The organism is Leifsonia sp. Leaf336 (assembly GCF_001423695.1).
Classification (GTDB): Bacteria; Actinomycetota; Actinomycetes; order Actinomycetales; family Microbacteriaceae; genus Leifsonia.
The window spans coordinates 1,743,701-1,767,449 of the sequence record NZ_LMOZ01000001.1 but is presented as its reverse complement, the minus strand read 5'-3'; the positions used below and the strand labels follow the sequence as shown (position 1 = coordinate 1,767,449).

24 protein-coding genes and 1 tRNA gene are annotated in these 23,749 nt (G+C 69.3%); 13 read left to right on the top strand and 12 right to left on the bottom strand.

What is annotated here, in order from left to right:
- Positions 1-54: 54 nt before the first annotated feature.
- The 6 genes from ASF88_RS08485 to ASF88_RS08460 all read right to left on the bottom strand — a co-directional run bounded on the left by ASF88_RS08485 (position 55) and on the right by ASF88_RS08460 (position 5,759).
- Entirely contained in the window at positions 55-345 is a 291-nt protein-coding gene (locus ASF88_RS08485) for a DUF6504 family protein (protein ID WP_055916332.1), read from the bottom strand.
- Positions 346-438: 93 nt separating this feature from the next.
- Positions 439-1,338 (bottom strand): NAD-dependent epimerase/dehydratase family protein, encoded by a 900-nt coding sequence (locus ASF88_RS08480; RefSeq protein ID WP_055916330.1) that lies wholly within the window; start codon positions 1,336-1,338, stop codon positions 439-441.
- Complete coding sequence (locus ASF88_RS08475; protein ID WP_055916327.1) at positions 1,335-2,831, bottom strand: class I adenylate-forming enzyme family protein; 1,497 nt, start codon at positions 2,829-2,831, stop codon at positions 1,335-1,337. Before ASF88_RS08475 ends, ASF88_RS08480 begins: the two co-directional genes overlap by 4 nt.
- Positions 2,816-3,991, bottom strand: coding sequence for a cytochrome P450 (locus ASF88_RS08470; protein WP_055916325.1), 1,176 nt, complete (start codon positions 3,989-3,991; stop codon positions 2,816-2,818). Before ASF88_RS08470 ends, ASF88_RS08475 begins: the two co-directional genes overlap by 16 nt.
- On the bottom strand, positions 3,988-4,758 hold the full coding sequence (locus ASF88_RS08465; protein ID WP_055916323.1) for a glycosyltransferase: 771 nt from the start codon (positions 4,756-4,758) through the stop codon (positions 3,988-3,990). The genes ASF88_RS08470 and ASF88_RS08465 overlap by 4 nt, the downstream gene beginning before the upstream one ends.
- Positions 4,755-5,759, bottom strand: coding sequence for a 3-oxoacyl-ACP synthase III family protein (locus ASF88_RS08460; protein ID WP_055916321.1), 1,005 nt, complete (start codon positions 5,757-5,759; stop codon positions 4,755-4,757). Before ASF88_RS08460 ends, ASF88_RS08465 begins: the two co-directional genes overlap by 4 nt.
- A gap of 130 nt (positions 5,760-5,889) precedes the next feature.
- Between ASF88_RS08460 and ASF88_RS08455 the strand changes: the two genes are divergently transcribed.
- Positions 5,890-6,372, top strand: a complete 483-nt coding sequence (locus ASF88_RS08455) for a DUF1707 SHOCT-like domain-containing protein (protein ID WP_055916945.1) — start codon at positions 5,890-5,892, stop codon at positions 6,370-6,372.
- Positions 6,373-6,390: 18 nt separating this feature from the next.
- On the opposite strand, the gene ASF88_RS08450 is transcribed toward ASF88_RS08455, so the two are convergent.
- The 4 genes from ASF88_RS08450 to ASF88_RS08435 all read right to left on the bottom strand — a co-directional run bounded on the left by ASF88_RS08450 (position 6,391) and on the right by ASF88_RS08435 (position 9,620).
- Positions 6,391-7,476, bottom strand: coding sequence for a VIT1/CCC1 transporter family protein (locus ASF88_RS08450; protein WP_055916319.1), 1,086 nt, complete (start codon positions 7,474-7,476; stop codon positions 6,391-6,393).
- Positions 7,473-8,438, bottom strand: coding sequence for a helix-turn-helix transcriptional regulator (locus ASF88_RS08445; protein ID WP_055916317.1), 966 nt, complete (start codon positions 8,436-8,438; stop codon positions 7,473-7,475). Before ASF88_RS08445 ends, ASF88_RS08450 begins: the two co-directional genes overlap by 4 nt.
- A 39-nt stretch (positions 8,439-8,477) precedes the next feature.
- Entirely contained in the window at positions 8,478-9,446 is a 969-nt protein-coding gene (locus ASF88_RS08440) for a cation diffusion facilitator family transporter (protein WP_055916315.1), read from the bottom strand.
- Positions 9,447-9,532: 86 nt separating this feature from the next.
- A tRNA-Leu gene (locus ASF88_RS08435) sits at positions 9,533-9,620 on the bottom strand.
- Positions 9,621-9,743: 123 nt separating this feature from the next.
- Here ASF88_RS08435 and ASF88_RS08430 point away from each other — a divergent pair.
- Both ASF88_RS08430 and ASF88_RS08425 read left to right on the top strand, forming a co-directional pair.
- Positions 9,744-11,096 carry a M20/M25/M40 family metallo-hydrolase gene (locus tag ASF88_RS08430; RefSeq protein ID WP_055916313.1) on the top strand — a complete coding sequence of 451 codons (1,353 nt, stop codon included), beginning with the start codon at positions 9,744-9,746 and terminating at the stop codon, positions 11,094-11,096.
- Between the two features lie 8 nt (positions 11,097-11,104).
- The gene (locus ASF88_RS08425) at positions 11,105-11,968 is read left to right on the top strand and encodes an undecaprenyl-diphosphate phosphatase (RefSeq protein ID WP_055916311.1); all 864 of its coding nucleotides are present in this window, start codon (positions 11,105-11,107) and stop codon (positions 11,966-11,968) included.
- 39 nt (positions 11,969-12,007) lie between these two features.
- On the opposite strand, the gene ASF88_RS08420 is transcribed toward ASF88_RS08425, so the two are convergent.
- Positions 12,008-12,931 (bottom strand): proteasome assembly chaperone family protein, encoded by a 924-nt coding sequence (locus ASF88_RS08420; protein WP_055916309.1) that lies wholly within the window; start codon positions 12,929-12,931, stop codon positions 12,008-12,010.
- A gap of 110 nt (positions 12,932-13,041) precedes the next feature.
- Between ASF88_RS08420 and ASF88_RS08415 the strand changes: the two genes are divergently transcribed.
- The 10 genes from ASF88_RS08415 to lnt all read left to right on the top strand — a co-directional run bounded on the left by ASF88_RS08415 (position 13,042) and on the right by lnt (position 23,261).
- Positions 13,042-13,704: an HAD family hydrolase gene (locus tag ASF88_RS08415; protein ID WP_055916942.1), complete on the top strand. Its 663-nt coding sequence runs from the start codon at positions 13,042-13,044 to the stop codon at positions 13,702-13,704.
- Complete coding sequence (locus ASF88_RS08410; protein WP_055916307.1) at positions 13,701-14,744, top strand: tRNA (adenine-N1)-methyltransferase; 1,044 nt, start codon at positions 13,701-13,703, stop codon at positions 14,742-14,744. Before ASF88_RS08415 ends, ASF88_RS08410 begins: the two co-directional genes overlap by 4 nt.
- 64 nt (positions 14,745-14,808) lie before the next feature.
- Positions 14,809-15,729 (top strand): FKBP-type peptidyl-prolyl cis-trans isomerase, encoded by a 921-nt coding sequence (locus ASF88_RS08405; protein WP_055916305.1) that lies wholly within the window; start codon positions 14,809-14,811, stop codon positions 15,727-15,729.
- A 43-nt stretch (positions 15,730-15,772) separates the two neighbouring features.
- Positions 15,773-16,810: a helix-turn-helix transcriptional regulator gene (locus tag ASF88_RS08400; RefSeq protein ID WP_055916303.1), complete on the top strand. Its 1,038-nt coding sequence runs from the start codon at positions 15,773-15,775 to the stop codon at positions 16,808-16,810.
- Positions 16,803-17,777 carry a helix-turn-helix transcriptional regulator gene (locus tag ASF88_RS08395; RefSeq protein WP_055916300.1) on the top strand — a complete coding sequence of 325 codons (975 nt, stop codon included), beginning with the start codon at positions 16,803-16,805 and terminating at the stop codon, positions 17,775-17,777. Before ASF88_RS08400 ends, ASF88_RS08395 begins: the two co-directional genes overlap by 8 nt.
- A gap of 9 nt (positions 17,778-17,786) precedes the next feature.
- Positions 17,787-18,137 (top strand): hypothetical protein, encoded by a 351-nt coding sequence (locus ASF88_RS08390; RefSeq protein ID WP_055916298.1) that lies wholly within the window; start codon positions 17,787-17,789, stop codon positions 18,135-18,137.
- Between the two features lie 3 nt (positions 18,138-18,140).
- Positions 18,141-18,374 (top strand): Sec-independent protein translocase subunit TatA, encoded by a 234-nt coding sequence (gene tatA, locus ASF88_RS08385; protein ID WP_055916297.1) that lies wholly within the window; start codon positions 18,141-18,143, stop codon positions 18,372-18,374.
- A gap of 43 nt (positions 18,375-18,417) precedes the next feature.
- Positions 18,418-19,170: a twin-arginine translocase subunit TatC gene (tatC, locus tag ASF88_RS08380; protein WP_055916939.1), complete on the top strand. Its 753-nt coding sequence runs from the start codon at positions 18,418-18,420 to the stop codon at positions 19,168-19,170.
- 9 nt (positions 19,171-19,179) lie between these two features.
- Complete coding sequence (locus ASF88_RS08375; RefSeq protein WP_055916294.1) at positions 19,180-21,615, top strand: DEAD/DEAH box helicase; 2,436 nt, start codon at positions 19,180-19,182, stop codon at positions 21,613-21,615.
- Between the two features lie 59 nt (positions 21,616-21,674).
- Positions 21,675-23,261 (top strand): apolipoprotein N-acyltransferase, encoded by a 1,587-nt coding sequence (gene lnt, locus ASF88_RS08370; RefSeq protein ID WP_235493338.1) that lies wholly within the window; start codon positions 21,675-21,677, stop codon positions 23,259-23,261.
- A gap of 24 nt (positions 23,262-23,285) precedes the next feature.
- Here the strand turns inward: lnt and ASF88_RS08365 are convergent, their stop codons facing one another.
- Positions 23,286-23,657, bottom strand: a complete 372-nt coding sequence (locus tag ASF88_RS08365) for an RNA polymerase-binding protein RbpA (RefSeq protein ID WP_055916293.1) — start codon at positions 23,655-23,657, stop codon at positions 23,286-23,288.
- Between the last annotated feature and the right edge of the window lie 92 nt (positions 23,658-23,749).

Below are 23,749 nucleotides of genomic sequence, written 5' to 3'. Positions count from 1 at the left end.
CGCCGGTCGCGAGGGAGGCTCCCCGCGACGTCGCGGATACGCCCGTGAGACGGATCAGTCGAAGATGCGCACCAGATGCCAGCTGCGGTCGTCGGCGTCGTGGCGGACGTCGAACACGTGCGCCACACCACGCTCGCTGGTGGCCTGGAACCGCCAGCCGCCGATCTCCCGCGGCAGAGTGCCGACCCCGTAACGGTGCTCGCCGAACGGCCGCCACCAGGCGCAGATCTCGGCCCACACGGTCGGGGTGTCGCTCACCCGGTAGCGCGTCGAGCGCCAGACCAGACGGGTCGGAACGCCCTCCTCCGTCGTCCAGACGTCGACCGCTTCGTCGATGTCGGTCATGGCCACCTCCCTCGCAAATCGAACATACATTCGAATGCAAGTGTACGCCGGACGACCGACGCGGGCACCCATGGCGCTCGCGAACAGGTGGAGTCAGTGCATGGTCGCGGCCGCGGTGAAGTCCGTGGGCTCCGGACGGAAGCCGAGCACCTCGTACGTGCCGGCGAGGTCGTAGGTGCGGTCGAGGCCGAGTTGGAGCACGGCGTACTCCGACAGGGTGGGCTCGCGGGAACCGGCGAGCCGTCCGACCACGCGTCCAGCGTGCCGCGCGAGGCCGAGGGGCACGTCGATGATGCGTGTGTTCCTGCCGAGAACCTGAAGGATGGCATCACGGACACCGACCGGCTCCGGATCGGTGATGTTGAACGTGTGGACTCCGGCCAGGCGTACCGCGACCGCCTGCACGATCGCCTGCACGAGGTTCTCGACGGACGTGAAGGCGTGGACGGCGCGGCCTCCGCCGGGAAGAGGGAGCACGCCGCTGCGGGCGGCGCGCCGGAGCCGCGGTGCCAGCGTCGTGTCTCCGGGGCCGTAGACGGCGTGCGGGCGCAATACCGTGACGTCACGGCCGGCCCGGGACAACACGCGCTCCGCGGCCAGCTTCGACGGCCCGTACGAGTTGAACCACGGGTAGTCTCCGGTCGCCGCGCTCACGGGAGTGCCGACAGACGGTTTCGAGACGTCATAGACCGACGACGACGACACATGGATGAGAGGGCCGTCGGAGAGGCGAAGCGCCGACTCGGCCAGCAGGACATTGGTGGCCGCCACGTCGGCGGAGAAGCCGTCCCGTGTGGCCGCCGCGCAATGGACCACCGTCGCTCCGCCGAAGTGCGGGAGGGAGGCATCCCGAGTCAGGTCAGCATGGACGAACTCGTCCGGGGTCGAAGCGCCGACGCGACGACCGACCACGATCACGTGCTCGCCCTCCCTCCGCAACCGGTCGACGAGGTGCCTGCCCACGAACCCGGATGCGCCGGTGACGACGATCACGGCACGACCCCGTGCTCTGTCGCGAGGCGGACCAGAGCCTGCATGTCGCGTTTCCTGGCCCGACCGGTGACGGGCATCGCCGGGATGGCGATCACGTGATCGGGGATCGCCTCCGTATCCATGTGGCCGGGAGCCTCCCGGATCACTCGAAGGCGCACCGCCTCCGTGTCGTGTCCTGGCTCAGGGACGATGAACAGGTAGACGACGTCATCGCCGTACTCGTCGGGCACGCCCACGATCGCGGCATCGGCGACTCCGTGGATGACGGTGATCGCCGGCTCGTACAGGCTCGGGTAGATGTTCTGGTCGCGCCGGATGAGCATGTTCTTCTTGCGGCCGAGCATGATGAGCTCACCGTCCTCGGTGAGCTCGCCGTAGTCACCGGTCGCATGCCATTCGGCGCGTTCCTTCCCGAAGTACCGATCCATGAGGCCGGAGCCGGTGACGACGATCTCGTTGTCGGCGGCGATACGGATGCGGGTGTCGCCGATGGGCGAACCGAGGAGATCGCCTCGGACGGTCTCCAGCTTCCGGCGCGCGTCGCCGACGGCGACGGGCAGCATCTCGGTCATGCCGTAGACGTTGAGGATCCGGGTCGCCTCCCCGAATGTGCGGGAAACACGAGTGACGAGGGACGGGAGGACGGGAGCGGCGCCGGTGGCCACGGTACGGATCTTCGGGGTGCGTCCGCTGCGGTCGACACGGTCGAGGAAGTCGAGCACGTCCGTGGGAACGCCGAAGTAGACGTCCGCGTCGGGGATGCGGTCCCGGCGGTGGGGGATGTGCCAGGTCGCAGCACGGGCGAGTGCGACCGCGCCGACTGTCATCGGTTCCGAATAGACCTGCTGCCCGTGCTGGAGGTCGAGCGCGTCGGCGAAGGCCTCCACGTTGGAGGAGAGGGTGGCGAGCGTGTGCACGACGCCCTTCGGATCGGAGGTCGTCCCTGACGTGAAGGTGATGACGGCGTCCGCGCCCGGGTCGAGCTCCGGCAGCCCGACGTCGGGCGCGGGGGTGGTCAGCCAGGCGTTCATGCTGACGCTCTGCGGGGGGACGCCCGGGAGCCTTCTCCCGATATGGAGGTGTGTCGCCTCCACGGCGGAGTAGTCGCAGATGCTGACGTTCTTCCAGCGTCGGGCCGGCGCCAGGCGGCGGTGACCGAGTGTGTACAGCACGGCGTCGGCGAGGGTGTAGCGGGGACGGACGGTCTGGGCGCGCGAGGCGAAGAGGTCAGGGCTGGTGAACGGGTCCACGAAGACCAGCGTCAGTCCCGCGCGGAGCAGTCCCAGGGTGATGGTCAGCGAAGTGGGCGACGGGCGAGCGGCGAAGAGGAACCGGTCGCCTGCTGAAGCTCCGGCGGCGATCGCGTGGCGTGCGACACGGTCGATGCCCGTCGCCAGCTCCCGGAAGGTGATGCTGTGCTTCCGGTGACGGATCGCCGGAAGGTCCGGGTGGGCTGCCGCCGACGCTTCGATGAAGGTCAGGATGGTGTGCATTCGAGTATCAGTTCTTGGTAGCTGGCGGCGATGGTGCGTGTCTTGTAGCGCTTCGAGACGATGCGGAGCGGCGTCGTCGCGTGGATATCGGCGAGCGTCGCGGCGAAGGTCGTCGCCTCGAGAGTCGCCAACGCCATTCCGATGCAGAAGTGCGCGCCGGCGCCGAACCAGAGGTGCCGCATCTCTGCGGGAACGAGACGGTCCGGGTCGAAGTCCCCGGCACGATTGCAGGCCATGACCGTCGACAGGATGATCCGGTCGCCTGGTCGCACCCTTCGGCCGCCGACGGTGGTCGCCTCCGCGACCGCGCGGATCATCACCGGGGAGGGCACGGTGACCCGCAGCCCTTCGTTCACGGCGGCGTCGACGCCCGACGGATCGTCGGCCAACCGGTCGAGGTGTCCGGAGGTGATGAGCAACTGCGCGAGCCGGGGGAGGAACGAGACGATGGTCTCGGTTCCGGCGATGACCAGCGCGGAGATCACAGCGATGGCATCGTGTTCCCCGAGCCCCTGCGACCTCAGCAATCCGGGGACCGTCTCCCTGTCGGCCTCCCGGTAGGCGGAACGGGCGATTGTGGTCAGTTCCGACAGCTTCGCGCGCATGGCGGCGAGGGTCGCCCCTTCGAACCGCCGCGTGGTGAGCTTCGCGTAACGGAGGAGCTCCCGGGCGCGTGCGAGCTGCGCGGTCGCCGCGTCGGCGTCCGCCGGGTAGCCGGTGAGCCGGCAGATCACCAGGGCGGCGGCTCGTTCGGCGTAGCCGACCACGTCCGCTCGACCCATCTCGCCGAGCTGCCGCCGGAACGCGTCGAGTTCCGGTTCGAGGATGTCTCCGACGATCCTGCTGAGGAAGCGCGGGGTGAACAGCGGGCCGAGCTTGCGACGCAGCTGCGTGTGAGCCGGGCCGTCCATGTTCAGGAGGGCGTTCCCGCCGATGACGGGAGTCCACAACTCGGACGATCCGCCCGGGCCCACTTTGGCGAAGTGCACATCGTCGAGGAGGATCTGCCGGATGAGTGCGGCGTCGTTGACGACGAGCCCGACTCCGGGCACGCGGACGGCGTCGCCCAGCGCGTTGATGCTGCTCAGCGCGAGGTAGCCGGTGGTGTGTGCGCGCCGTACGACGCGGCGGTCCTCCCGGGTGGCGATGCGCGCGGTCATCTCAGATCCACCAGCTCGGGCCGGAAGTAGTGGCCCGCGTACCACAGAAGCGATCGGACGATTCCCCACTGTTCGATCCTCCGGGCGGACGCATAGACGACGACATCTCGGTGGAGGCGGTAGCGATGGGTGGCCCGGCGGACGGCCTGGATGAGTTCTCGGTCTTCGTGAACGTCTTCGATGGCGGTGCGAGTGAACCCTCCGACGGCCGCGTACAGCTCGGCCGTGATGGCGAGGTTGTTTCCCGAGGTCATCATGTACGGGCCCCGGTACCGACTCCCGAAGTTGGACGGGCGGATTCGTCCGAACCAGATCGCCACCTCGTTGACGACGGTGAGGACGCGAGCACGTCCGGGGCTGATGCCCGTGTCGTCGGTGCGCGGGTAGCTCACTCCGGCGACGAAGTGCGGAGTGTCCGATCCGCGAGCGCCGACGGTGCTGAAAGCTCTCTTGATGCTCTGGATCCACTCGTGCGCGGGCAGGCAATCCGCGTCGGTGCGGGCGATGTGGGTCGCGCCGCGCCGGATCGCCTCCCGGGCCGCGCTGTCGGCTGCCGCGCCGGTGCCCTTCTGCGTCTCGGTGATGACCGTCCAACCGAGTTCGTGCTCTGCGATGACAGCGTCGATCGCGCGACGGGTCCCGTCGGTGGAGGCGTTGTCGCAGATCACGACGTCGAAGTCGCGGTCTGGCGAGTGCGCGAGGCGGCGGAGCGTGTCCGCGATCGTCGCCTCCTCGTTGTAGGCGGGGATGATGACGGCGAGTTTCATACCGTGAATACCCCCAGCCCGGTGGAGATGCCGCCGGCGAAGCCGATGAACGCGAAGTCGTCGCCGGGGCGGAGGGTGCCTGCTCCCATGGCGAGTTCGAGCTGCAGCGGAAGGCTCAGCGAGGTGACGTTGCCGTAGTGCGCGATGGTGTTCACCAATCGCCCCTGTGGCACGCCGAGCATGTGGCAGATGTTCGCCAGGTAGGGGAGGGAGACCTGGTGCATGCCGATCGCGGCGAAGTCGTCCCAGTCCTTTCCCGTCTCCTCGAGGGTCTCCTGCAGGATGCTCGGCCCGAGGCTCAGGAACGCGTCGTGAAGCTTGCGTCCGTCCATGTCGAAATAGGTCGCGTCGAGCTCTCGGGGCGCGCGCGACCCGCCGGCGCCGAGGGTGCCCGCGTCCCATTGGGACGAGTCCGACCGGAATGCGATCCGGTGGATCGAGTTGCTGCTGTCGGCGACGACGACCATCGCGGCGCCGCCATCGGTCATGCTGAACCCGGGGATGGCACGCGTGAACTGGCTCTTGTCGTTGCACGCCCACCGGATGGCCATGCTCGGGGTCTCGCCCGAGACGACGAGCACGCGGTGGTACTGCCCGCTGCGGATGAAAACGTCGGCCATGTGGAGGCCGCCGAGGAAGCTGTTGCAGGCGTTCTTGACGTCGAAGACAGGGATGTACCGGCCGCCGAGTAGATCGGAGACGATGTGGGAGGTCGCCGGTTCGATCAGGTCTTGCGACGCCGACGCGAACAGGAGCAGGTCGATGTCGTGAATGGTGAGCCCGGCGCGTTCGAGGGCGGTCGTCGCGGCCGCCGCTGCAAGGTCGGACGCCTGTTGCCAGGGGTGTCTGTGGTAGACGGTCCGCACTCCGGTGAGCCGGTTGATGTAGCCGACGGGGAGCTTGGTGGGTGACGCGTCGAGGACGCGGTCGGCGATGGTGTCGATGTCGAGTCGGTTCGGCGCGAGCTCGGTGGCGACGGAGAGGATGCGAGTATGCGGCAAGGTACGTCCTTCAGGTCGGGAGCGAGTGTACCGGGACAGCGGGCCGCTGCTTCACGGCCGGAACGCGTCGTGGCCGGTGGACACCGAGATGGACTCTCCGTCGGTGCGAGCACCTGCGATACTGGGCCGCATGACAGACTTCGGGGACCCGTCAGGCGCATCGCTGCGCCTCAGCAACGACGAGAGGGAACGCGCCGTCGCCGCCCTCCAATCGCACGCCGCGCAGGGGAGGCTGAGCGACGCCGAGCTGCAGTCGCGCACCTCCGCGGCCCGCGAGGCCGTGACGCGCGGCGATCTCGCACCGCTCTTCGCCGACCTGCCCGGTGCGCTGCACCTCGACGGCGCGACGCCGCGACCGGGTGCTGCCGCGTGGCAGGCGTCCGAACCAGGCCCGAGCCCGTACGGCTACCCTCCCGTTCCCGGCGAACACGGCCGCCCGGTCAACCGCTGGGGCCTCCTGGTCGTGTCGATCATGCCTTTCGTCGCGGTCATCCTCTTCTTCGTGACCGGGTTGGCGTGGGGCTACCAGTACAGCTGGCTGTGGTTCCTGCTCATCCCGCTCGCCGGGGCGATCGTCTACGGCGTCGACGGCGGTGACCGCCGACGGCGCTGAATCCGCTCGGCCCGAGGATCAGCCGACGGTCGCGCCGAAGAGCAGGCCGAGCAGGTAGGTCGCCGCGGCGGCCCCATAACCGATCGCGAGCTGGCGCAACGCGCGCTTGAGCGGGGAGGCTCCCGAGAGCAGTCCGACCACGGCGCCGGTCCCGAGCAGCACGAGGCCGACGAGCACGGCCGCGACGATGATGGCGGCGGTGCCGGTCAGGCCGAACAGGAACGGCAGGATCGGGATGAGCGCTCCGGAGGCGAAGAAGCAGAAGCTCGAGACGGCGGCGCTCCAGCCGTTGCCGATCGCCTCGTGCTCGTCGCCGGTCGGGCTCTGGACGGCGACGGGGGAGGTGTAGGCGCTGAGTGTGGAGAGCACCTCCCGCGCGTGCTCCTCGGCATCCGCCTGCTCCATCCCACGCGCTCGGTAGACCAGGGTCAGCTCGTTGGCGTTCACATCGAGGTGCGACAGCGCCGAGCTGGTGGCGGGGTTGGGGCTGGAGGCCTCCAGGAGCTCGCGCTGCGACCGGACCGAGACGTACTCTCCCGCCCCCATCGACAGCGCGCCGGCGAGCAGACCCGAGATGCCCGTGAGCAGCACTACGTGCGTCGGAACCCCGCTCGCGCTGACACCCAGCACGAGCGCGAGGTTGCTGACGAGGCCGTCGTTCGCGCCGAACACGGCGGCGCGGAAGGTGCCGGAGAGACGCTGCCGGCCGCGTGCGGCGAGCGCGCGCACGACCTCCTCGTGCACCTGCTCGTCGGCGGCCATCTGGGGGGTGGCGTCGACGTCGTCGGCATACGGAGACCGGGCCTCCGCCCGCTGTGCGAGCGCCAGGACGAACACCGAGCCGAAGCTGCGGGCGAGGAACCCCAGCATGCGGGTACGGATGTCGCCGCGGAGCGGGCGGCCGACCTGGTCGCCGAGAAGCCCGAGCCAGTGCTGCTCGTGGCGGCCCTCCGCCTCGGCGAGCGCGAGCAGGATCTCACGCTCCTCCCCGTCGCGGCGGCCGGCCAGATCGCGGTAGACCGCGGCCTCGGCGCGCTCATCGGCCAGATACCGCCGCCAGCGCTTGATGTCGGCGGGGGAGGGGGTGCGTTCGGTGGAGGTCATCGGTTGACGAGTCTAGTTGCGGCGCCGAACCGTCGCCCCCAGAGCTCGGCCAGCTCGCGCACCTCGTGCGGACCCTCGATGGTGAAGGGCGCATCGACGGCCGCGAGGCCGAAGAGCGCCCATTCGGGCGTGTCGGCGGTGAGCCGCACGCGCGTGCGCGTCGGCCCGTCGGCCTCGGCCGTCGCCCAGCGTCCGATCTTCTGCTCGACGTATGCGAGCGGGGCCTCGATCACGGCGTCCACGACGAGCTGGTCGGTCGCGCCCGCCAGCGAGTCCCTCACGTACTCGGCCGCGTCCGCCGCCGGAAGCGTGCGCGACCGGAAGCGCGCGCCCGTCGGCCGCGGCTCGGCGATGCGGTCGAGCCGGAAGCTGCGCCAGTCGTGCCGGTCGAGGTCGTACGCCACGAGATACCAGCGGCGGCCCACCGACACGAGCCGGTGCGGCTCGACAACACGCCGGGAGGCCTCCCCATCGCGCCGGACGTACGAGAACGCGATCCTCTCCTCGTCCCTGCACGCCTGCGCGGCGACGGTGAGCGCCTCTGCATCGACGACGGGCCCTGGCCGCAGCTCCGCCGCCAGGGTGGCCACGCGGAGCGCGTCCACGCGGCGCTTCAGGCGCGGCGGCATGACCTGCGCCACCTTCGCGAGCGCGCGGACGGAGGCGTCGGCGACGCCCGAGATGCCGCTCTGGGCGGCGGTGCGCAGCCCCACGGCGAGCGCGACGGCCTCCTCGTCGTCCACCACGAGGGGAGGAAGCGAGGCGCCCGCGGCGAGCTGGTAGCCACCGGCGACACCGCGTGTGGCGTCCACCGGGTAGCCGAGGTCGCGCAGTCTCTCGACATCGCGGCGGAGGGTGCGCGGTGACACCTCCAGCCGGTCGGCGAGCTCCTGCCCCGGCCAATACCGGTGCGTCTGCAGGAGCGAGAGCAGCTGGAGCGTGCGGGATCCCGTGCTGGCCATGACCCCAGTCTGGTCCCTGAAGCGGTCGGAATGTGGCCGCTATGCGATGTTCGACGTGCCGGGGTCGTCGAGCACCAGCGCCGGCGCGTTGCGGCGGGAGAGCGTGAGCACGGCCTCGGCCACGTGCTCGTCGCTCTCCAGCGCCTTCTCGACCGCGTAGAGGTCCTCCGCGACATCGGACTCCCTGTCGTTCCCGATCAGGTCGACGGCCGCCACAAGGAACACGCGCTCGGGCCCGACGTACTCCAAGTGCAGGTAGGTGACCCTCTCGACCTCGGGATGCCGCAGGATCGCGGCAAGCGCCGCCCGGGTGACGCGGTCGGGCGTCTGCTCGCCGAGCAGGAACCGTCGGTTGCGATCGATGAGCACCACCGCGACGACCGCGAGCAGCACACCGACCAGGATCGAGCCGACCGCGTCGAACACGGCGTTGCCCGTCAATTCGTGGAGGAGGACCCCCAGGAAGGCGATGACGAGCCCGATCAGCGCAGCGGCGTCCTCCGCGAAGACAGCCCGCAGCGTCGGGTTGGAGGTGCGGAAGACGTGCTCGAGCGTGCCGGTCTCGCGTTCGGCGGCCATCGAGCGCGCCTGACGGAACGACTGGAGGAACGAGATGCCTTCGAACACGAACGCCACCGCGAGCACGATGTAGTTGATGAGGTAATCGGTATTCGCTTCGTCCGCGCCGAGCGCCGTGATGCCGTGCAGGATCGACACAACCGCACCCGCGGTGAACAGCCCCACCGCGGCGAACAGCGACCAGACGTACGTCTCCCGGCCGTATCCACTGGGATGGGAGGCGTCCCTCGGCCGCTTCGCGCGACGCTCGGCCTGGATCAAGAACACCTCGTTGCCGGAGTCCGCCCACGAGTGCGCCGCCTCCGCAACCATCGACGCGGATCCGGTGATCATGGCGGCGACGGTCTTCGCGATCGCGATGATCAGGTTCGCGCCGAACGCGAGGAGCACCGTGAAGAGACTCTCCGAGGACCGCTTCCGGGACGCCATGGCAGTCACACTACGGCGGCGCAGGGGAACAGCCCAGGCCTGGAACGGACGAAGGCCCCGATCTCTCGATCGGGGCCTTCGCCTCGTGGTGTCCGAGGGGGGACTTGAACCCCCACGCCCTATACGGGCACTAGCACCTCAAGCTAGCGCGTCTGCCATTTCCGCCACCCGGACAGGTGTTTTCCGGCGGCCGAAGCTTCCGGCTGCCGAAGAAAGACATTAGCACGAAACCGACCACCGGTTTCACATCGTGGCGCAGCCCGGGCGTGGCGGAACGGCCCCCGGTAGCGTTGGGGCATGACCGACGCCCACAACACCTCCGACCTGGCCGCTTCCGGCTCGGCCGGCTTCGACGAGGCCGGCCTCGATGAGACCGCGATCATCGCGCGCGACCTCATCCGGTTCGACACCACCAACTACGGTGAGGGCCGCTCCAACGGGGAGGCCGACGCGGCCGAGTACGTCGAGGCACGGCTGCGCGACCTCGGCCTGGCGCCGCAGCTGTTCGAATCCGACCCCGGCCGCACGAGCGTGGTGGCGCGGGTGGAGGGCCGCGATCGCAGCAAGCCCGCCCTGGTCGTGCACGGCCACCTCGACGTGGTGCCGGCCGACCCGCGCAACTGGTCGGTCGACCCGTTCGGCGGCGTCATCCGCGACGGCCTGCTCTGGGGGCGCGGAGCGGTGGACATGAAGAACATGGACGCGATGATCCTCACGGCGGTCGGCGACATCCTGAGCGCGGGGGAGCAGCCGGAGCGCGATCTCGTCCTGGGCTTCTTCGCCGACGAGGAGGACGGCGGTCGCCGCGGCTCGCACTTCCTCGTCGACACGCAGCCCGAGCTCTTCGCCGGGGCGACCGAGGCGATCAGCGAGGTGGGAGGCTACTCCATCGACCTCGCCGGCCGGCGCGCGTACCTGCTGCAGACCGGTGAGAAGTCGCTGGTCTGGATCAAGCTGATCGCCCGCGGGCGCGCGGCGCACGGGTCACGGCTCATCCGCGACAACGCACTGACGAAGCTCGCGGAGGCCGTCGTCGCGATCGGACGACGCGAGTGGCCCGTGCAGCTCACCGACACCACGACGCGGCTCATCGCCGAGCTGGGACGGCTGCTCGACGTCGACCCCGAGCGCGTCGGTCCCGACGAGGTCGTGCTGCGCACGGGCACCGCCGCGGGCTTCATCCTCGCGACGCTGCGCGCCACGAGCAACCCGACCCTGCTGGAGGCCGGCTACAAGCACAACGTCATCCCCGACACGGCGGAGGCGCTGGTCGACATCCGCACGCTGCCGGGCGACGAGGACCGCGTGCTCGCCGAGGTGCGCGAGCTGGTCGGCGACGACATCGAGATCGAGATCGTGCATCGCGACATCGGCCTGGAGGCGGCGTTCGGCGGCGACCTCGTCGACGCGATCACCGGCACCCTCGAACGGCACGACCCCGGCGCCCCCGTGCTGCCCTATCTGCTGTCCGGGGGTACCGACAACAAGGCGCTCAGCCGGCTCGGGATCACCGGCTACGGCTTCGCGCCGCTGCGACTCCCGAGCGACCTCGACTTCCCGGGGATGTTCCACGGCGTCGACGAGAGGGTCCCGCTCGACGCGCTAGTGTTCGGCAGGACCGTTCTGCGCGACCTCCTGCGCAGCTACTGAAAGAGCACATGGACTTCATCAACGCCGTCATCCTCGGGCTCGTCCAGGGACTGACCGAGTTCCTGCCGATCTCCTCGAGCGCACACATCCGCATCGTCGGGGAGCTCCTCGGCACCGGCGCCGATCCGGGCGCCCGCTTCACCGCGATCATCCAGCTGGGAACGGAGGCCGCGGTCCTCCTGTACTTCTGGAAGGACATCACCCGGATCGTCTCGCGCTGGTTCCTCTCGCTGTTCGGCCGCGTTCCGCGCAACGATCCCGACGCCCGCATGGGCTGGCTGGTCATCCTCGGCAGCATCCCGATCGTCGTGCTGGGTCTTCTGTTCCAGAACGCGATCGAGACGACGTTCCGCTCGCTCTGGATCGTCGCGACGACCCTCATCGTCTTCGGCATCCTTCTGGGCATCGCCGACTGGGTGGGCGCCAAGACGCGGCGGTTGCGGGAGCTCACCTGGGGCAACGGCATCATTTTCGGGTTCGCGCAGGCGCTCGCGCTGATCCCGGGGGTGTCCCGCTCGGGAGGTACGATCACGGCCGGCCTGTTCATGGGCTATCAGCGCCGTGCAGCCGCCCGCTATTCGTTCCTGCTGGCGATCCCCGCCGTGTTCGGCAGCGGTCTCTACCAGCTCTACAAAGCGTTCAAGGAGCCCTGCACGAAGGCGCTGGAGGCGGCGGGGACGTGCACGCCCGAGGTGTTCGGCCCGGCCGAGACCGCAGTGGCGACCGTCGTCGCCTTCGTCGTCGGCCTGCTCGTGATCGCCTTCTTCATGGGCTACATCTCGCGCAGGAGCTTCCTGCCGTTCGTGATCTACCGGATCGCACTCGGCGTGCTCCTGATGATCCTGCTCGGCACCGGAGTGCTCGCCGCCTGAGTCGACCGCCGGGTCGGCCGGGTGAATCCCTGCGCGGTATCAGCCGCGGCGCGGGTCGTCGCCGGCGTGGCCGTCGCGACCGTCACCACGCCGGCGCAGGTACCGCTCGAACTCCTGCGCGATCGCCTCGCCGCTGGCTTCGGGGGAGTCGACAGTGTCGCGCGCCTGCTCCAGCTGCTGGATGTACGCGGCCATCTCCTCGTCGTCGGAGGCCAGGGCGTCGATGCCCGCCTCCCACGCTGCGGCCTCCTCGACGAGCGAGCCGCGCGGGATGGTGACGTCGACGAGCTCCTCGAGCTTGTCGATCAGGGCGAGGACTGCCTTCGGGCTCGGCGCGTTGTGCACGTAGTGCGGCACGGAGGCCCAGATCGAGACCGTCGGGATGCCGACGTCCTCCGCACCCTCGGAGAGCGCGCTCAGGATGCCGACAGGGCCCTCGTACGTCGACCGCTCGATGCCGAGCTCCGCGCGCACCGCGGCCGACTCGCTCGAGGCGAACACCGAGATCGGGCGGGTGTGCGGAACGTCGGCGAGCATCGCCCCGAGGAACACGATCACGCCGATGTCCTCCGCCAGGGCGGCGTCCATGATCTCGGCGGTGAAGCTCCGCCAGCTGCGCGAGGGCTCGGTGCCCAGCAGCAGGAAGATGTTGCCCGCGTTGTCGCCCGTGACATCGAGTTCGGCGTCACCCGCGAGCGCGTCGCCGACGCGCCCGGGGCGCGCAGGTCCGAGCATGACCGCGGAGGGCCAGATCAGCCGGCGCCGGCCGTCGTCGTCGGCCACGACCGGACGGTTGAACTGGAAGTCGAAGTACAGCTCGGGGTCGACCTCGGCGATCGGGACGACGTCGAGCTGCTCCTTCAGCGTCTTCACAGCGCCGCTGGCCGCCTCGCCGGCGTCGTTCCATCCTTCGAAGGCCACCACGAGGATGCGGCCGCCGAGGATGTTCTTCGCGTCAGTCACGTGGCTTACTCGTCCTCTCGTCGGCGACCGGGCGGGCGCCATCCATCCAGGATAGGCCCGACCCCGTCACGATAGACTTGCCGGTCGTGACCGAATTGACCACGCATGCGATGCCGGCGGCCGTCCTCTGGGACATGGACGGCACCCTCGTCGACACCGAACCGTACTGGATGGCCTCCGAGCAGGAGCTCGTCGGCTCGTTCGGCGGCACCTGGACCCACGACGACGGCCTGCTGCTGGTCGGGCTCGGACTCTGGAACTCCGCCGCGATCCTGCAGTCGCGCGGCGTCGAACTCTCGGCCGACGAGATCGTCCACTGGCTGACCGAGCGGGTGCGCGAGAAGCTCGTGAGCGAGGGCGTCCCGTGGCGCCCAGGCGCCCGCGAGCTGCTCAAGTCGTTGCGGGAGCGCGGGGTGCGCACCGCGCTGGTGACCATGTCGGTCCGCAGCATGGCGGAGCAGATCGTCGCGGCCATCCCGTTCGACGGCTTCGACATCATCGTCAGCGGCGACGAGGTCACCGAGCCCAAGCCGCATCCGGAGCCCTATCTGCGGGCGGCCGAGCTGCTCGGCATCGAGCCGAGCCAGGCGGTCGCGATCGAGGACTCGCTCGTCGGGCTCTCGTCGGCGGTGGCCTCCGGGGCCACGACCATCGGCGTCCCGCACATCGTCCCGCTGCCGCAGTCCGACGAACACACGCTGTGGGAGTCGCTCGCCGGCCGCACGGCCGACGACATCGCCGCCGTCGCTGCGGCACGGGAGGAGGCGCGATGAGCGTCGATCGCCGCAGCTCAGGACCGTTCCGCGTGGGCGACCGGGTGCAGCTCACCGGGCCGAAGGGGCGCATGAACACCATCACGCTCGAGCCGGGCAAGCTGTTCCACAGTCACCGCGGCGTGCTCGCCCACGACTCCATCATCGGGTTGCCGGACGGCTCGGTCGTGACCAACAATGCCGGCGTCGAGCACCTCGCCCTGCGCCCGCTCCTGAACGACTTCGTGATGTCGATGCCGCGGGGCGCCGCGATCATCTATCCGAAGGACGCCGCCCAGATCCTGGCGTTGGCCGACATCTTCCCCGGGGCGACCGTGGTGGAGGCCGGCGTCGGCTCCGGCGCCCTGTCGCTGTGGCTGCTGCGCGCGATCGGCGAGGAGGGCCGGCTGTTCTCGTTCGAGCGCAGGGACGAGTTCGCCGACGTCGCGAAGGCGAACGCGGCGACCTTCCTCGGCTCCGACCCCGAGAACTGGACGGTCACCGTCGGCGACCTGCAGGACGCACTTCCGGCGGCCGTCGAGCCGGCGAGCGTCGACCGCGTCGTGCTCGACATGCTCGCGCCCTGGGAGACACTCGACGTGGTGACCGAGGCGCTCAAGCCCGGGGGAGTCGTGCTCTGCTACGTCGCGACCGTGACGCAGCTCTCGCGCGTCGCCGAGGCGATCCGGGCGACCGGTCACTACACGCACCCGCAGTCGAGCGAGACCATGGTGCGAGGCTGGCACGTGGAGGGCCTGGCGGTCCGCCCGGACCACCGCATGATCGCGCACACCGGCTTCCTGATCACGGCACGCCGGCTCGCGCCGGGCACCGTCCTCCCCGAGCTCAAGCGGCGGCCGTCCAAGAGCGACTACGACGACGCCGACGTCGAGGCCTGGACGCCGGGCGCCCTCGGAGAACGCCAGTCCAGCCCGAAGAGCCTCCGCAAGCGCATGCGGGAGGCCACGGCCAGCGCCGAGCTGGCCCGCGCAACCGGGTCGGAGGCGGATTCCGGCGCCGACGGCGTCCCCCGTGACGAGCGCGACCCGCACGTCGACTAGCATGAATGAGGTCGTGAGGCGTGTGCCTCCCCGCCTCCCCACCGATCGCATCGAAAGAGGACCCGTGCGCAGAATCACCGCACTCGGAAGATCGTCCGCTGCCCTCCTCGCTGTCGGCATCGCCGCCGTGGCGCTCACCGGCTGCTCTTCCAACCCGAACGCCGACTGCAGCACCGCCCTCAAGAGCGGGCAGGCGTCGTCGCTCGTGACGGCGACGGGACCGATCGGCAAGCAGCCGAAGATCACCATGCCGACGCCGATCGACGCGTCGACGTCGCAGCGCACGATCCTGACCGAGGGCACCGGACAGCCGGTGATCAACGGCCAGATGGTCGAGATCCAGTACACGCTGCTCGACGGCCAGACCGGACAGGTCGGTGAGAAGGGCACCTACGGCGGAGACACCACGCCCATCACCATCGGCAACTCCAACGCCGCGATCAGCAAGGGGCTCCTTTGCGCTCCCGTCGGCTCGCGCGTCGCCGTGGCGATCTCGCCCAAGGACGCAGGTGGAGCGGGCTCCGGCAACACCACCATCCTGGTCGCCGACATCGTCGGCGCCTACCTCCCGGCCGCGAACGGCGCCGTCCGTCCGTCCGTCTCCGGCTTCCCGACCGTCGTGCTCGCGCCGACCGGTCAGCCGGGCATCACGATCCCGTCGTCGGGAGGCGCGCCCAAGCAGGTGCGCAGCGAGGTGCTCAAGCAGGGCGATGGCGCGACCGTCAAGAAGGACTCGCAGGTCGTCCTGCACTACACGGCGGTCGGCTGGGAGAACAAGAACGTCGTCATGAGCAGCTGGCAGAGCAAATCGCCCGACATCGTCGTGATGAACACCGGGCAGAGCGCGCTCAACCAGGCCCTCCCTCAGGAGGTCCTCAAACCGCTGATCGGTCAGAAGGTCGGCTCCCAGCTGGTCATCGAGGCTCCCGCCAACGGCAACGTGCCGGCCTCGGCCTGGGTGGTCGACATCCTCGGCGTCCGCTGAGCCGCGCTGCCCCTAGCTGCACCGCGCAGTCTAGGATGGACGGGTGCCCCGATCCTCGTCTTCGCCGCCGCGCGTCCCGGTCGAGGAGCGTCTGTTCAGCCTCGTGCTGGCGCTGCTCGCGACCGAGAACGGCCTGACCAAGAGCGAGATCCTCTCGACGGTGCAGGGCTACCGTCAGCGGTACGAGGTGCACGGCGACAACAGCAGCCTCGAGCGCCAGTTCGAGCGCGACAAAGACGACATCCGTGAGCTCGGCGTTCCGCTGGAGACCGTGGAGTCGCCCGAGGCGGCCGGAAACAACCAGCTGCTGCGGTACCGAATCCCGAAGGGCGCCTACGACCTCCCGCAAGACGTCGTGTTCTCCCCGGAAGAGATCACCCTGCTCGGCCTCGCCGCGACGGTGTGGCGCGAGGGCTCGCTGTCCGGGGAATCACGGCGTGCGTTGATGAAACTGCGCTCGCTCGGCGTGGAGGCCGACGACCCGGTGGTCGGTTACGCGCCGCGGCTGCGCGCGCGGGAGAGCGCTTTCGAGCCGCTGAGCCAGGCGCTGGAGCGACACGCCATCGTCCAGTTCCCTTACCTCAAGCCCGGCGAGAGCGCGTCGCGCGTGCGCACGGTCGCGCCGCTGGCGCTCGTGCAGCACCAGGGTCGCTGGCACCTGCAGGGCATCGACCAGGACGCCGGCGGATCCCGCACCTTCCTGCTCTCGCGGATGGTGGGTGCCGTGAAGGTCACCTCGCGCACCTTCCAGCCGGAGGGCAGCGACTTCGCCGAACGCGCTCTCGAAGATCTCGAGCGGATCTGGACGGCGAACGTCGCCGAGATCGAGGTCACCGCCGGCACCGACGCCGCGACCCGGCTGCGCAAGCGCTACGGCGACGCGGTTCCCGCCGCCCACGAGGGCGAGGCTTTCCGGCTCACCGTGAACTTCTCCGACATCAACATCCTCGCCGATCAGCTCGCGGCCTTCGGGCCGGAGGTGCTGGTCGTCTCCCCGGCCGAACTGCGCGAGAAGGTCCTGGAGCGCCTCCTCATCGTGGCGCGGGCGCACGAAGACCGGCGGGAGGGCTCCGATGGCTGAGCGCAGACGCCCGATGCAGGCGCAGGACAAGCTCGCCTTCCTGCTCGCTCTCGTGCCCTATCTCATGGATCGCGACCGTGTCAGCGTCGCGGAGGCGGCGGAGCACTTCGGCGTCGACGAGGAGAGCATGCGCGACGCGGTGCGGCTGATCGCGGTCTCCGGCATCCCGGGCGAGACGAACGCGTATCAGCCGGGCGACCTCTTCGACATCTCTTGGGACGACTTCGAGGACAACGACCGCATCGTCCTGACGCATCAGGTCGCGATCGACGACTCGCCGCGGTTCTCGGCCCGGGAGGCCGCTGCGCTGATCGCCGGCCTCCAGTATCTGACCGCGCTGCCCGAGAACGCGGACCGCGACGTGATCGGTTCGCTCATGGCCAAGCTGGCGCGCGGCGCGTCCGCGGAGCCCAGCCAGGTCGCGGTGGCGCGCTCGGAGTCGGACGAGGCGCTGGCGACGATCCGCGAGGCCGTCCTCGCCGGCACGCAGCTCGAGTTCGACTACCTCAACTCGCGCGGTGAGCGCGAGCGGCGGCGCGTGGATCCGCTGCGCGTCGAGTCGGCCGACCAAGACTGGTATCTGCGCGGCTGGGACCATCTGCGCACCGCGATCAGGACGTTCCGCCTCGACCGCATCGACGGACTCATGACGACCGACGATCCGATCACGTACCGTCCGGGCGACCTCCGGCTCCCCGAGACGCTGTTCGAAGGGACCCCCGAGGATCAGCTCGTCAGCATCGAGGTGTCGGCCTCGGCCATCCCGCTGATCGAGGACTACATCCCGGAGGGCGCCGCCCGCGAGGAGCGGGACGGCCGGGTGCGCACGAGTGTGCGCGTCGCCCACTTCCACGGACTCAAGCGGCTGGTGGCCGGTCTCGCCGGTGTGCTGACGGTGCTCGACCCTCCCGAGGCGCGCACGATCGTCGCCGAGTGGGCGCGTGCGGGCGCCGACCGCTACCGTTAGGCTCCCAGCATGCCGTGGTGGTCGTGGGTCGTCATCTGGGCCGTGCTCGTGCTCGGCCTCCTCGGCATGCTCGCCTACTTCGGGTGGTCGCTGTTCCGCAAGGTGATGGCCGCGGCGCGGGAGGCTGGCGCGCTGATGGAGAAGGCCGCGATCCTCAGCGAACGCTCGGGTGACATGCGGTACACTGAGTTTCACAGCGCGGTCTTCGAAGACCCGGATGCACTCCGGGCAGAACGGGAACAGGCCATCGCCGATCGACGTGTCGCTCGGCAAGCTCGCAGAGATCAGCGGGTCCGGCGCGGTAAAATACTTGTTACGGCGGATCCGTTCCGCTACTCGTACTTAGGCAAAAGGACGTAAATCATGCTCGGCGGCCTCACCGGATGGCACCTGCTCATCATTCTCGCGGTCATCCTCCTTCTCTTCGGTGCGCCGAAGCTGCCCGCCCTGGCGCGGAGCATCGGCCAGTCGATGCGGATCTTCAAGGGCGAGGTCGACGAGATGAAGAAGGACGGCAAAGACAGCAAGGGCGGCAGCGACGACGCCGACGCCACGTCCGCGACCACCGACACGACCGATTCCAAGCCGAAGCAGTAACCGCGTGGCCTCCGCCAAGCGAGGCAAGAACCGTGAAGGCCGGATGTCGCTGGCCGAGCACTTCATCGAGCTTCGCAAACGTCTCTTCCGTGCCGCACTCGGTCTCCTGGTCGGCGCGGTCGTAGGTTGGCTCCTCGCCGACCCCGTGATGAACGCGCTCCGCGGTCCCATCACAGAGATCGCCAAGCAGCAGGGCCGCGAGGCGATGCTCAACTACGGCACCATCACCGGTGCGTTCGACCTCAAGATGCAGGTCGCCATCACCATCGGTGTCGTCATCTCCAGCCCCATCTGGCTGTGGCAGATCTGGGCGTTCTTCGTGCCGGCGCTCACCCGCAAAGAGCTCAAGTACGCATTCGGGTTCTTCTTCACGGCGGTGCCCTTGTTCATCGCCGGTGGCGTCGTGGGCTGGCTGCTCGTCCCGCACATGGTGGGGCTGCTGACCAGCTTCGCCCCCGAACAGGACTCGGCGATCATCGACGCCAAGACCTACATCGACTTCGTGACCAAGCTGGTGATTGCCGTCGGCGTCGCCTTCGTGCTGCCGGTCTTCCTGGTGTTGCTCAACTTCGTGGGCGTGCTGAGCGCCAAGTCGATCATCGGCTCGTGGCGCTGGGCGATCATCCTGATCGCGCTGTTCACCGCGATCGCCACGCCTGCGGCCGACGTCCTCTCGATGTTCCTGCTCGCGGTGCCGATGGTGGTGCTGTACTTCGCCGCCTACGCGGTGTCGTGGCTGCACGACCGCCGGGCCACGAAGGCCGCGATGAAGCTGGAGGCCGAGCTCGCGGCATAGGCTGGTCGCGTGACCGACCAGCAGCAGCTCTCTCCGGCCGAACGCTTCGCCGCCTCGCGGCAGCGCGCCCGGCAGCCGCTCCTCGAAACCTTCCGGACCGGGCTGCGGTTCGACCTCGACCCGTTCCAGCGTGAGGCGTGCGCGAGCCTCGAGAACGGGCGCAGCGTGCTGGTCGCGGCGCCGACCGGGGCCGGCAAGACGATCGTGGCCGAGTTCGCGGTGTTCCTCGCCATGCGCGAGGCGAACGCGAAAGTGTTCTACACGACCCCGATGAAGGCGCTGAGCAACCAGAAGTTCCAGGAGTTCGTGCAGCAGTACGGCGCGGAGTCGGTCGGCCTCCTCACCGGCGACACCAACATCAACTCGCACGCGCGCATCGTCGTGATGACGACCGAGGTGCTGCGCAACATGCTGTACGCGGACTCGGACCTGTTGGCCGATCTGGCCTACGTGGTGATGGACGAGGTGCACTACCTGGCCGACCGGTTCCGCGGCGCCGTCTGGGAGGAGGTCATCATTCACCTGCCGCCGGCGGTGCGGATGGTCTCGCTCAGCGCGACCGTGTCCAACGCGGAGGAGTTCGGCGACTGGCTCCAGGCGGTGCGCGGCGACACCGACGTGGTCGTCTCGGAGGAGCGGCCCGTGCCGCTGGAGCAGCACATCCTCATGCGCTCCAAACTCATCGATCTCTTCGACTCGTCGGGCCTCGCCGCGACCAACCGGGTGAACCCGGAGCTGGTGCAGATGGCGCGCTACGGCGGCCGCGTGCTGAGCAGCCGCCAGATGAAGGACGTGGGCCGCTACCACTCGCGCGGTGGCCGACCGGACACCTTCCGGATGAACCGCGCCGATCTCGTGCGCCTGCTCGGCGAGCACAACCTGCTGCCGGCGATCTTCTTCATCTTCAGCCGCAACGGCTGCGACGCGGCCGTCCGTCAGACCCTCCGCGAGGGAATCCGGCTGACCGAGGCGCGCGAACGCGAGGAGATCCGGGCGATCGTCGAGGAACGCTGTCGTACCCTCCTCGACGAGGACCTGGCGGTCCTCGGCTACTGGGAGTGGCTGGAGGGCCTCGAGCGCGGGGTCGCGGCCCATCATGCCGGACTGCTGCCGGCGTTCAAGGAGGTCGTGGAGGAGCTCTTCCGCCGCAAGCTCGTCAAGGTCGTGTTCGCGACCGAGACGCTTGCGCTCGGCATCAACATGCCCGCACGCACGGTCGTCCTCGAGAAGCTGGAGAAGTTCAACGGGGAGTCGCGCGTGCCGATCACGCCGGGGGAGTACACCCAGCTCACGGGGCGTGCGGGGCGCCGAGGGATCGACGTCGAGGGCCACTCCGTCATCCAATGGGAGGACGGCCTCGACCCGCAATCGGTCGCCTCGCTGGCCTCCCGCCGCAGCTACCCGCTGAACTCGAGCTTCCGGCCCACCTACAACATGGCGGTCAACCTCATCGATCAGTTCGGTCGTCCGCGCACGCGCGAGATCCTCGAGTCGTCGTTCGCGCAGTTCCAGGCCGACCGGGCCGTCGTCGACCTGGCTCGTAAGGTCAAGCAGCAGGAGGAGTCCCTCGCGGGCTACGAGAAGGCGATGCAGTGCCATCTCGGCGACTTCCGCGAGTACTCGCGCATTCGGCGCGAGCTCAGCGATCTGGAGAAGAAGGGTCAGCGTGTCGAGAACGCCTCCCGCTCGGATCGCGACAAGCGCCAGCGCCAGCTGGCCGCGCTTCGCAAGCGGCTGCGCGAGCACCCCTGCCATCGCTGCCCCGATCGCGAGCAGCACGCTCGCTGGTCCGAGCGCTGGTGGAAGCTGAAGCGCGAGACCGACCGTCTGAGCGCCCAGATCCAATCACGGACGGGAGCGGTCGCTAAGGTCTTCGACCGCGTCTCCGAGGTCCTGCTGGAGCTCGGCTACCTCGTGGAGGAGGACGGCGAGACCAGCCTGACCGTCCACGGACGGACCCTCAAGCGGATCTACGGAGAGCGGGACCTCCTGGTGGCCGAGTGCCTGCGCCGCGGGGTGTGGAAGGAGCTCGATGCGGCGAGCCTCGCCGCGATGGCCTGCGCCCTGGTGTTCGAGCCTCGGCGCGACGACGGACTCGCGCACGATCGGAACCTGCCGCGCGGCGCTTTCCGTCCCGCATTGGACCGCACGACGGATCTCTGGGCGCGACTCGACGACCTCGAACGCGAGAACCGGTTGCCCGGGAGCGACCCGATCTCCACCGCGCTCGCACTGGCGATGTACCAGTGGGCTCGCGGGGCGGCGCTCGACGTGGTGTTGCGGGAGGCCGACATGGCCGCCGGCGACTTCGTGCGCTGGTCCAAGCAGACGATCGACCTCCTCGATCAGCTCTCGCTCGTCGCCCAGGGCAACGTCGGGCGCACCGCGCGCCAGGCCCTGGAGTCCATCCGGCGGGGGATCGTGGCCTACTCGGCTGTGGCGTGACCGGCGCCCACGGTCAGCCTGTGCGGAGCACCGAGCGGAATGCCTTAGGCTCTCCCTTCGTGACCCGATCGCTGCGCGCCCGTCTGCCGCGCGCACCACTCCCGCTGTGGCTCGCAGTGCTGGTCGCTCTGGCAGCGGGGCCGGTGCTCGACGCGGGGTTCCCCGACCGCGACTGGTGGCCGCTCACGTTCGTCGGCATCGGGATGGTGCTGCTCGCTCAGCGCGGACGGCGCGCCGGTTCGGCGTTCCTGGTCGGCTGGCTGGCCGGCGAATCGTTCTACCTCGTCCACGTGTCGTGGACCGCGCTCTATCTCGGGCCGCTTCCGTGGGTCGCGCTGTCGACTCTCGAAGCACTGTTCTGGGGCGTCGGAGGCATCCTGATCACGCTGGCCTACCGCTGGGTGCCTCGCGCGTGGCCCAGCGTCGCGGGACGCCTGGGACTCGTCCCGGTGATCGTGGCAGGGCTCTGGGTGCTGCGGGAGTACGTGACAGGAAACTGGCCGTACGGCGGCTTCTCGTGGGGCCGAGTCGCCGAGTCGCAGTCGCAGAGCCCGTTCGCGCCGCTGACCGCTTGGCTGGGTATTTCCGGGGTGAGTTTCGTGATGGTGTGGCTGGTCGCGTTGATCGTCGAGGCGGTGTTCGCCATCGACGTGCGGCCATCCCTGCGGGCGGTCGTCGCCGCGGGGGCGATCGCGCTCGTACTCGCAGTACCCTCCTGGCCGGCCACGACGCACGGCACAACGCGCATCGCCGCCGTGCAGGGCAATGGGCCGGCAGGCTTCTTCGATCCGGACAACGTTCCGTACGCCGTCCTGAACGCGCAGCTCGAGGCGACCCGCGCCATCCCGATGCGTCAGGTGACCGGCGACCGCAAGGTCGACATGGTGGTGTGGCCGGAAGGCTCGGTCCTGCCCGACCCGACACGCGACCCGGCGAGCGCCACCGCGCTCGACGCGCTCGCGCGAAGGTTCGGCGCCCCGTTCATCGTCGGCACGATCACCTACCGCGATGGCAAGTACTTCAACACGTCGATGCAGTGGGAGGCCGGCTCGGGCGCAGTCGACTTCTACGACAAGAAGCACCCGGTGCCCTTCGGCGAGTACGTGCCCGACCGGTCGTTCTGGCGGCCGTTCGCGCCCTCACTGATCGATCTCATCTCCCGCGACTACACGCCGGGCACGCGCGACAACGTGTTCGACGTCGGCGGCGTGCGCACCGGGATCTCGATCTGCTTCGACATCGTCGACGATCAGCTGCTCACCGACATGATGCAGGGCGGCGCCCAGGTCATTCTCGCCCAGACGAACAACGCCGACTTCGGCAAGACCGACGAGAACCAGCAGCAGCTCGCCATCGCGCGGCTCCGGGCCATCGAGTCGGGCCGGTCACTGGTGAACATTTCCACGGTCGGTAGCAGCCAGATCATCGCGCCGGACGGCCGAACGATCAGCGAGATCCCGCCGTTCGAACCGGGTCACATGGTCGCGGACGTCCCGCTGGGCACGACGACAACGCCGGCGACGCTCCTCAGCCGGGGGATCGAGTACCTGGTCGCCGGCCTCGGCCTGTTCGGGCTGGTCGTCGCCGCGTTCGCCCGCCGCCGGCCGGACCCGCACAGCACGAAGCCCCTCCCACTGCGAGGGTGAGAGGGGCTCAGACGGGGTGCCGGGTCAGGCGGAGTACTTGTGCTCGCTCGTCCCGCGGCGCGCTCGCAGGTACTGCAGGCGCTCCTCGAGGAGTTCCTCGAGCTCGGCGCGAGTGCGACGTTCCAGGAGCATGTCCCAGTGGCTGCGGGGCGTCTTGACGTCCGAGTGGTCGATCTCGACAGGCTTGTCGTCGATCAGCAAGCGGGCCTCGTGGCCGCAGTGCTTGCACTCCCAGGCATCGGGAGCCTCTGCCTCGGCGGAGAAGACCATTTCGGTCTCCTTGCCGCAGTCGGGGCACAGGTAGGTGTAACGGGAACGCGGAGAGTAGACGACGCCTTCTTCGCTTTGTAAGCTCTGGGCGCCAAGTCTCATTCCGCGCAAACTGCGATCTGCCATCGTGTGGTCTCCTCTTCGCGCGAATCCTCACTTTTATAAACCAACAAGCTGGGGATTATCTTTCCGCGCGACCCCTCACTCTCAGTGGGCTC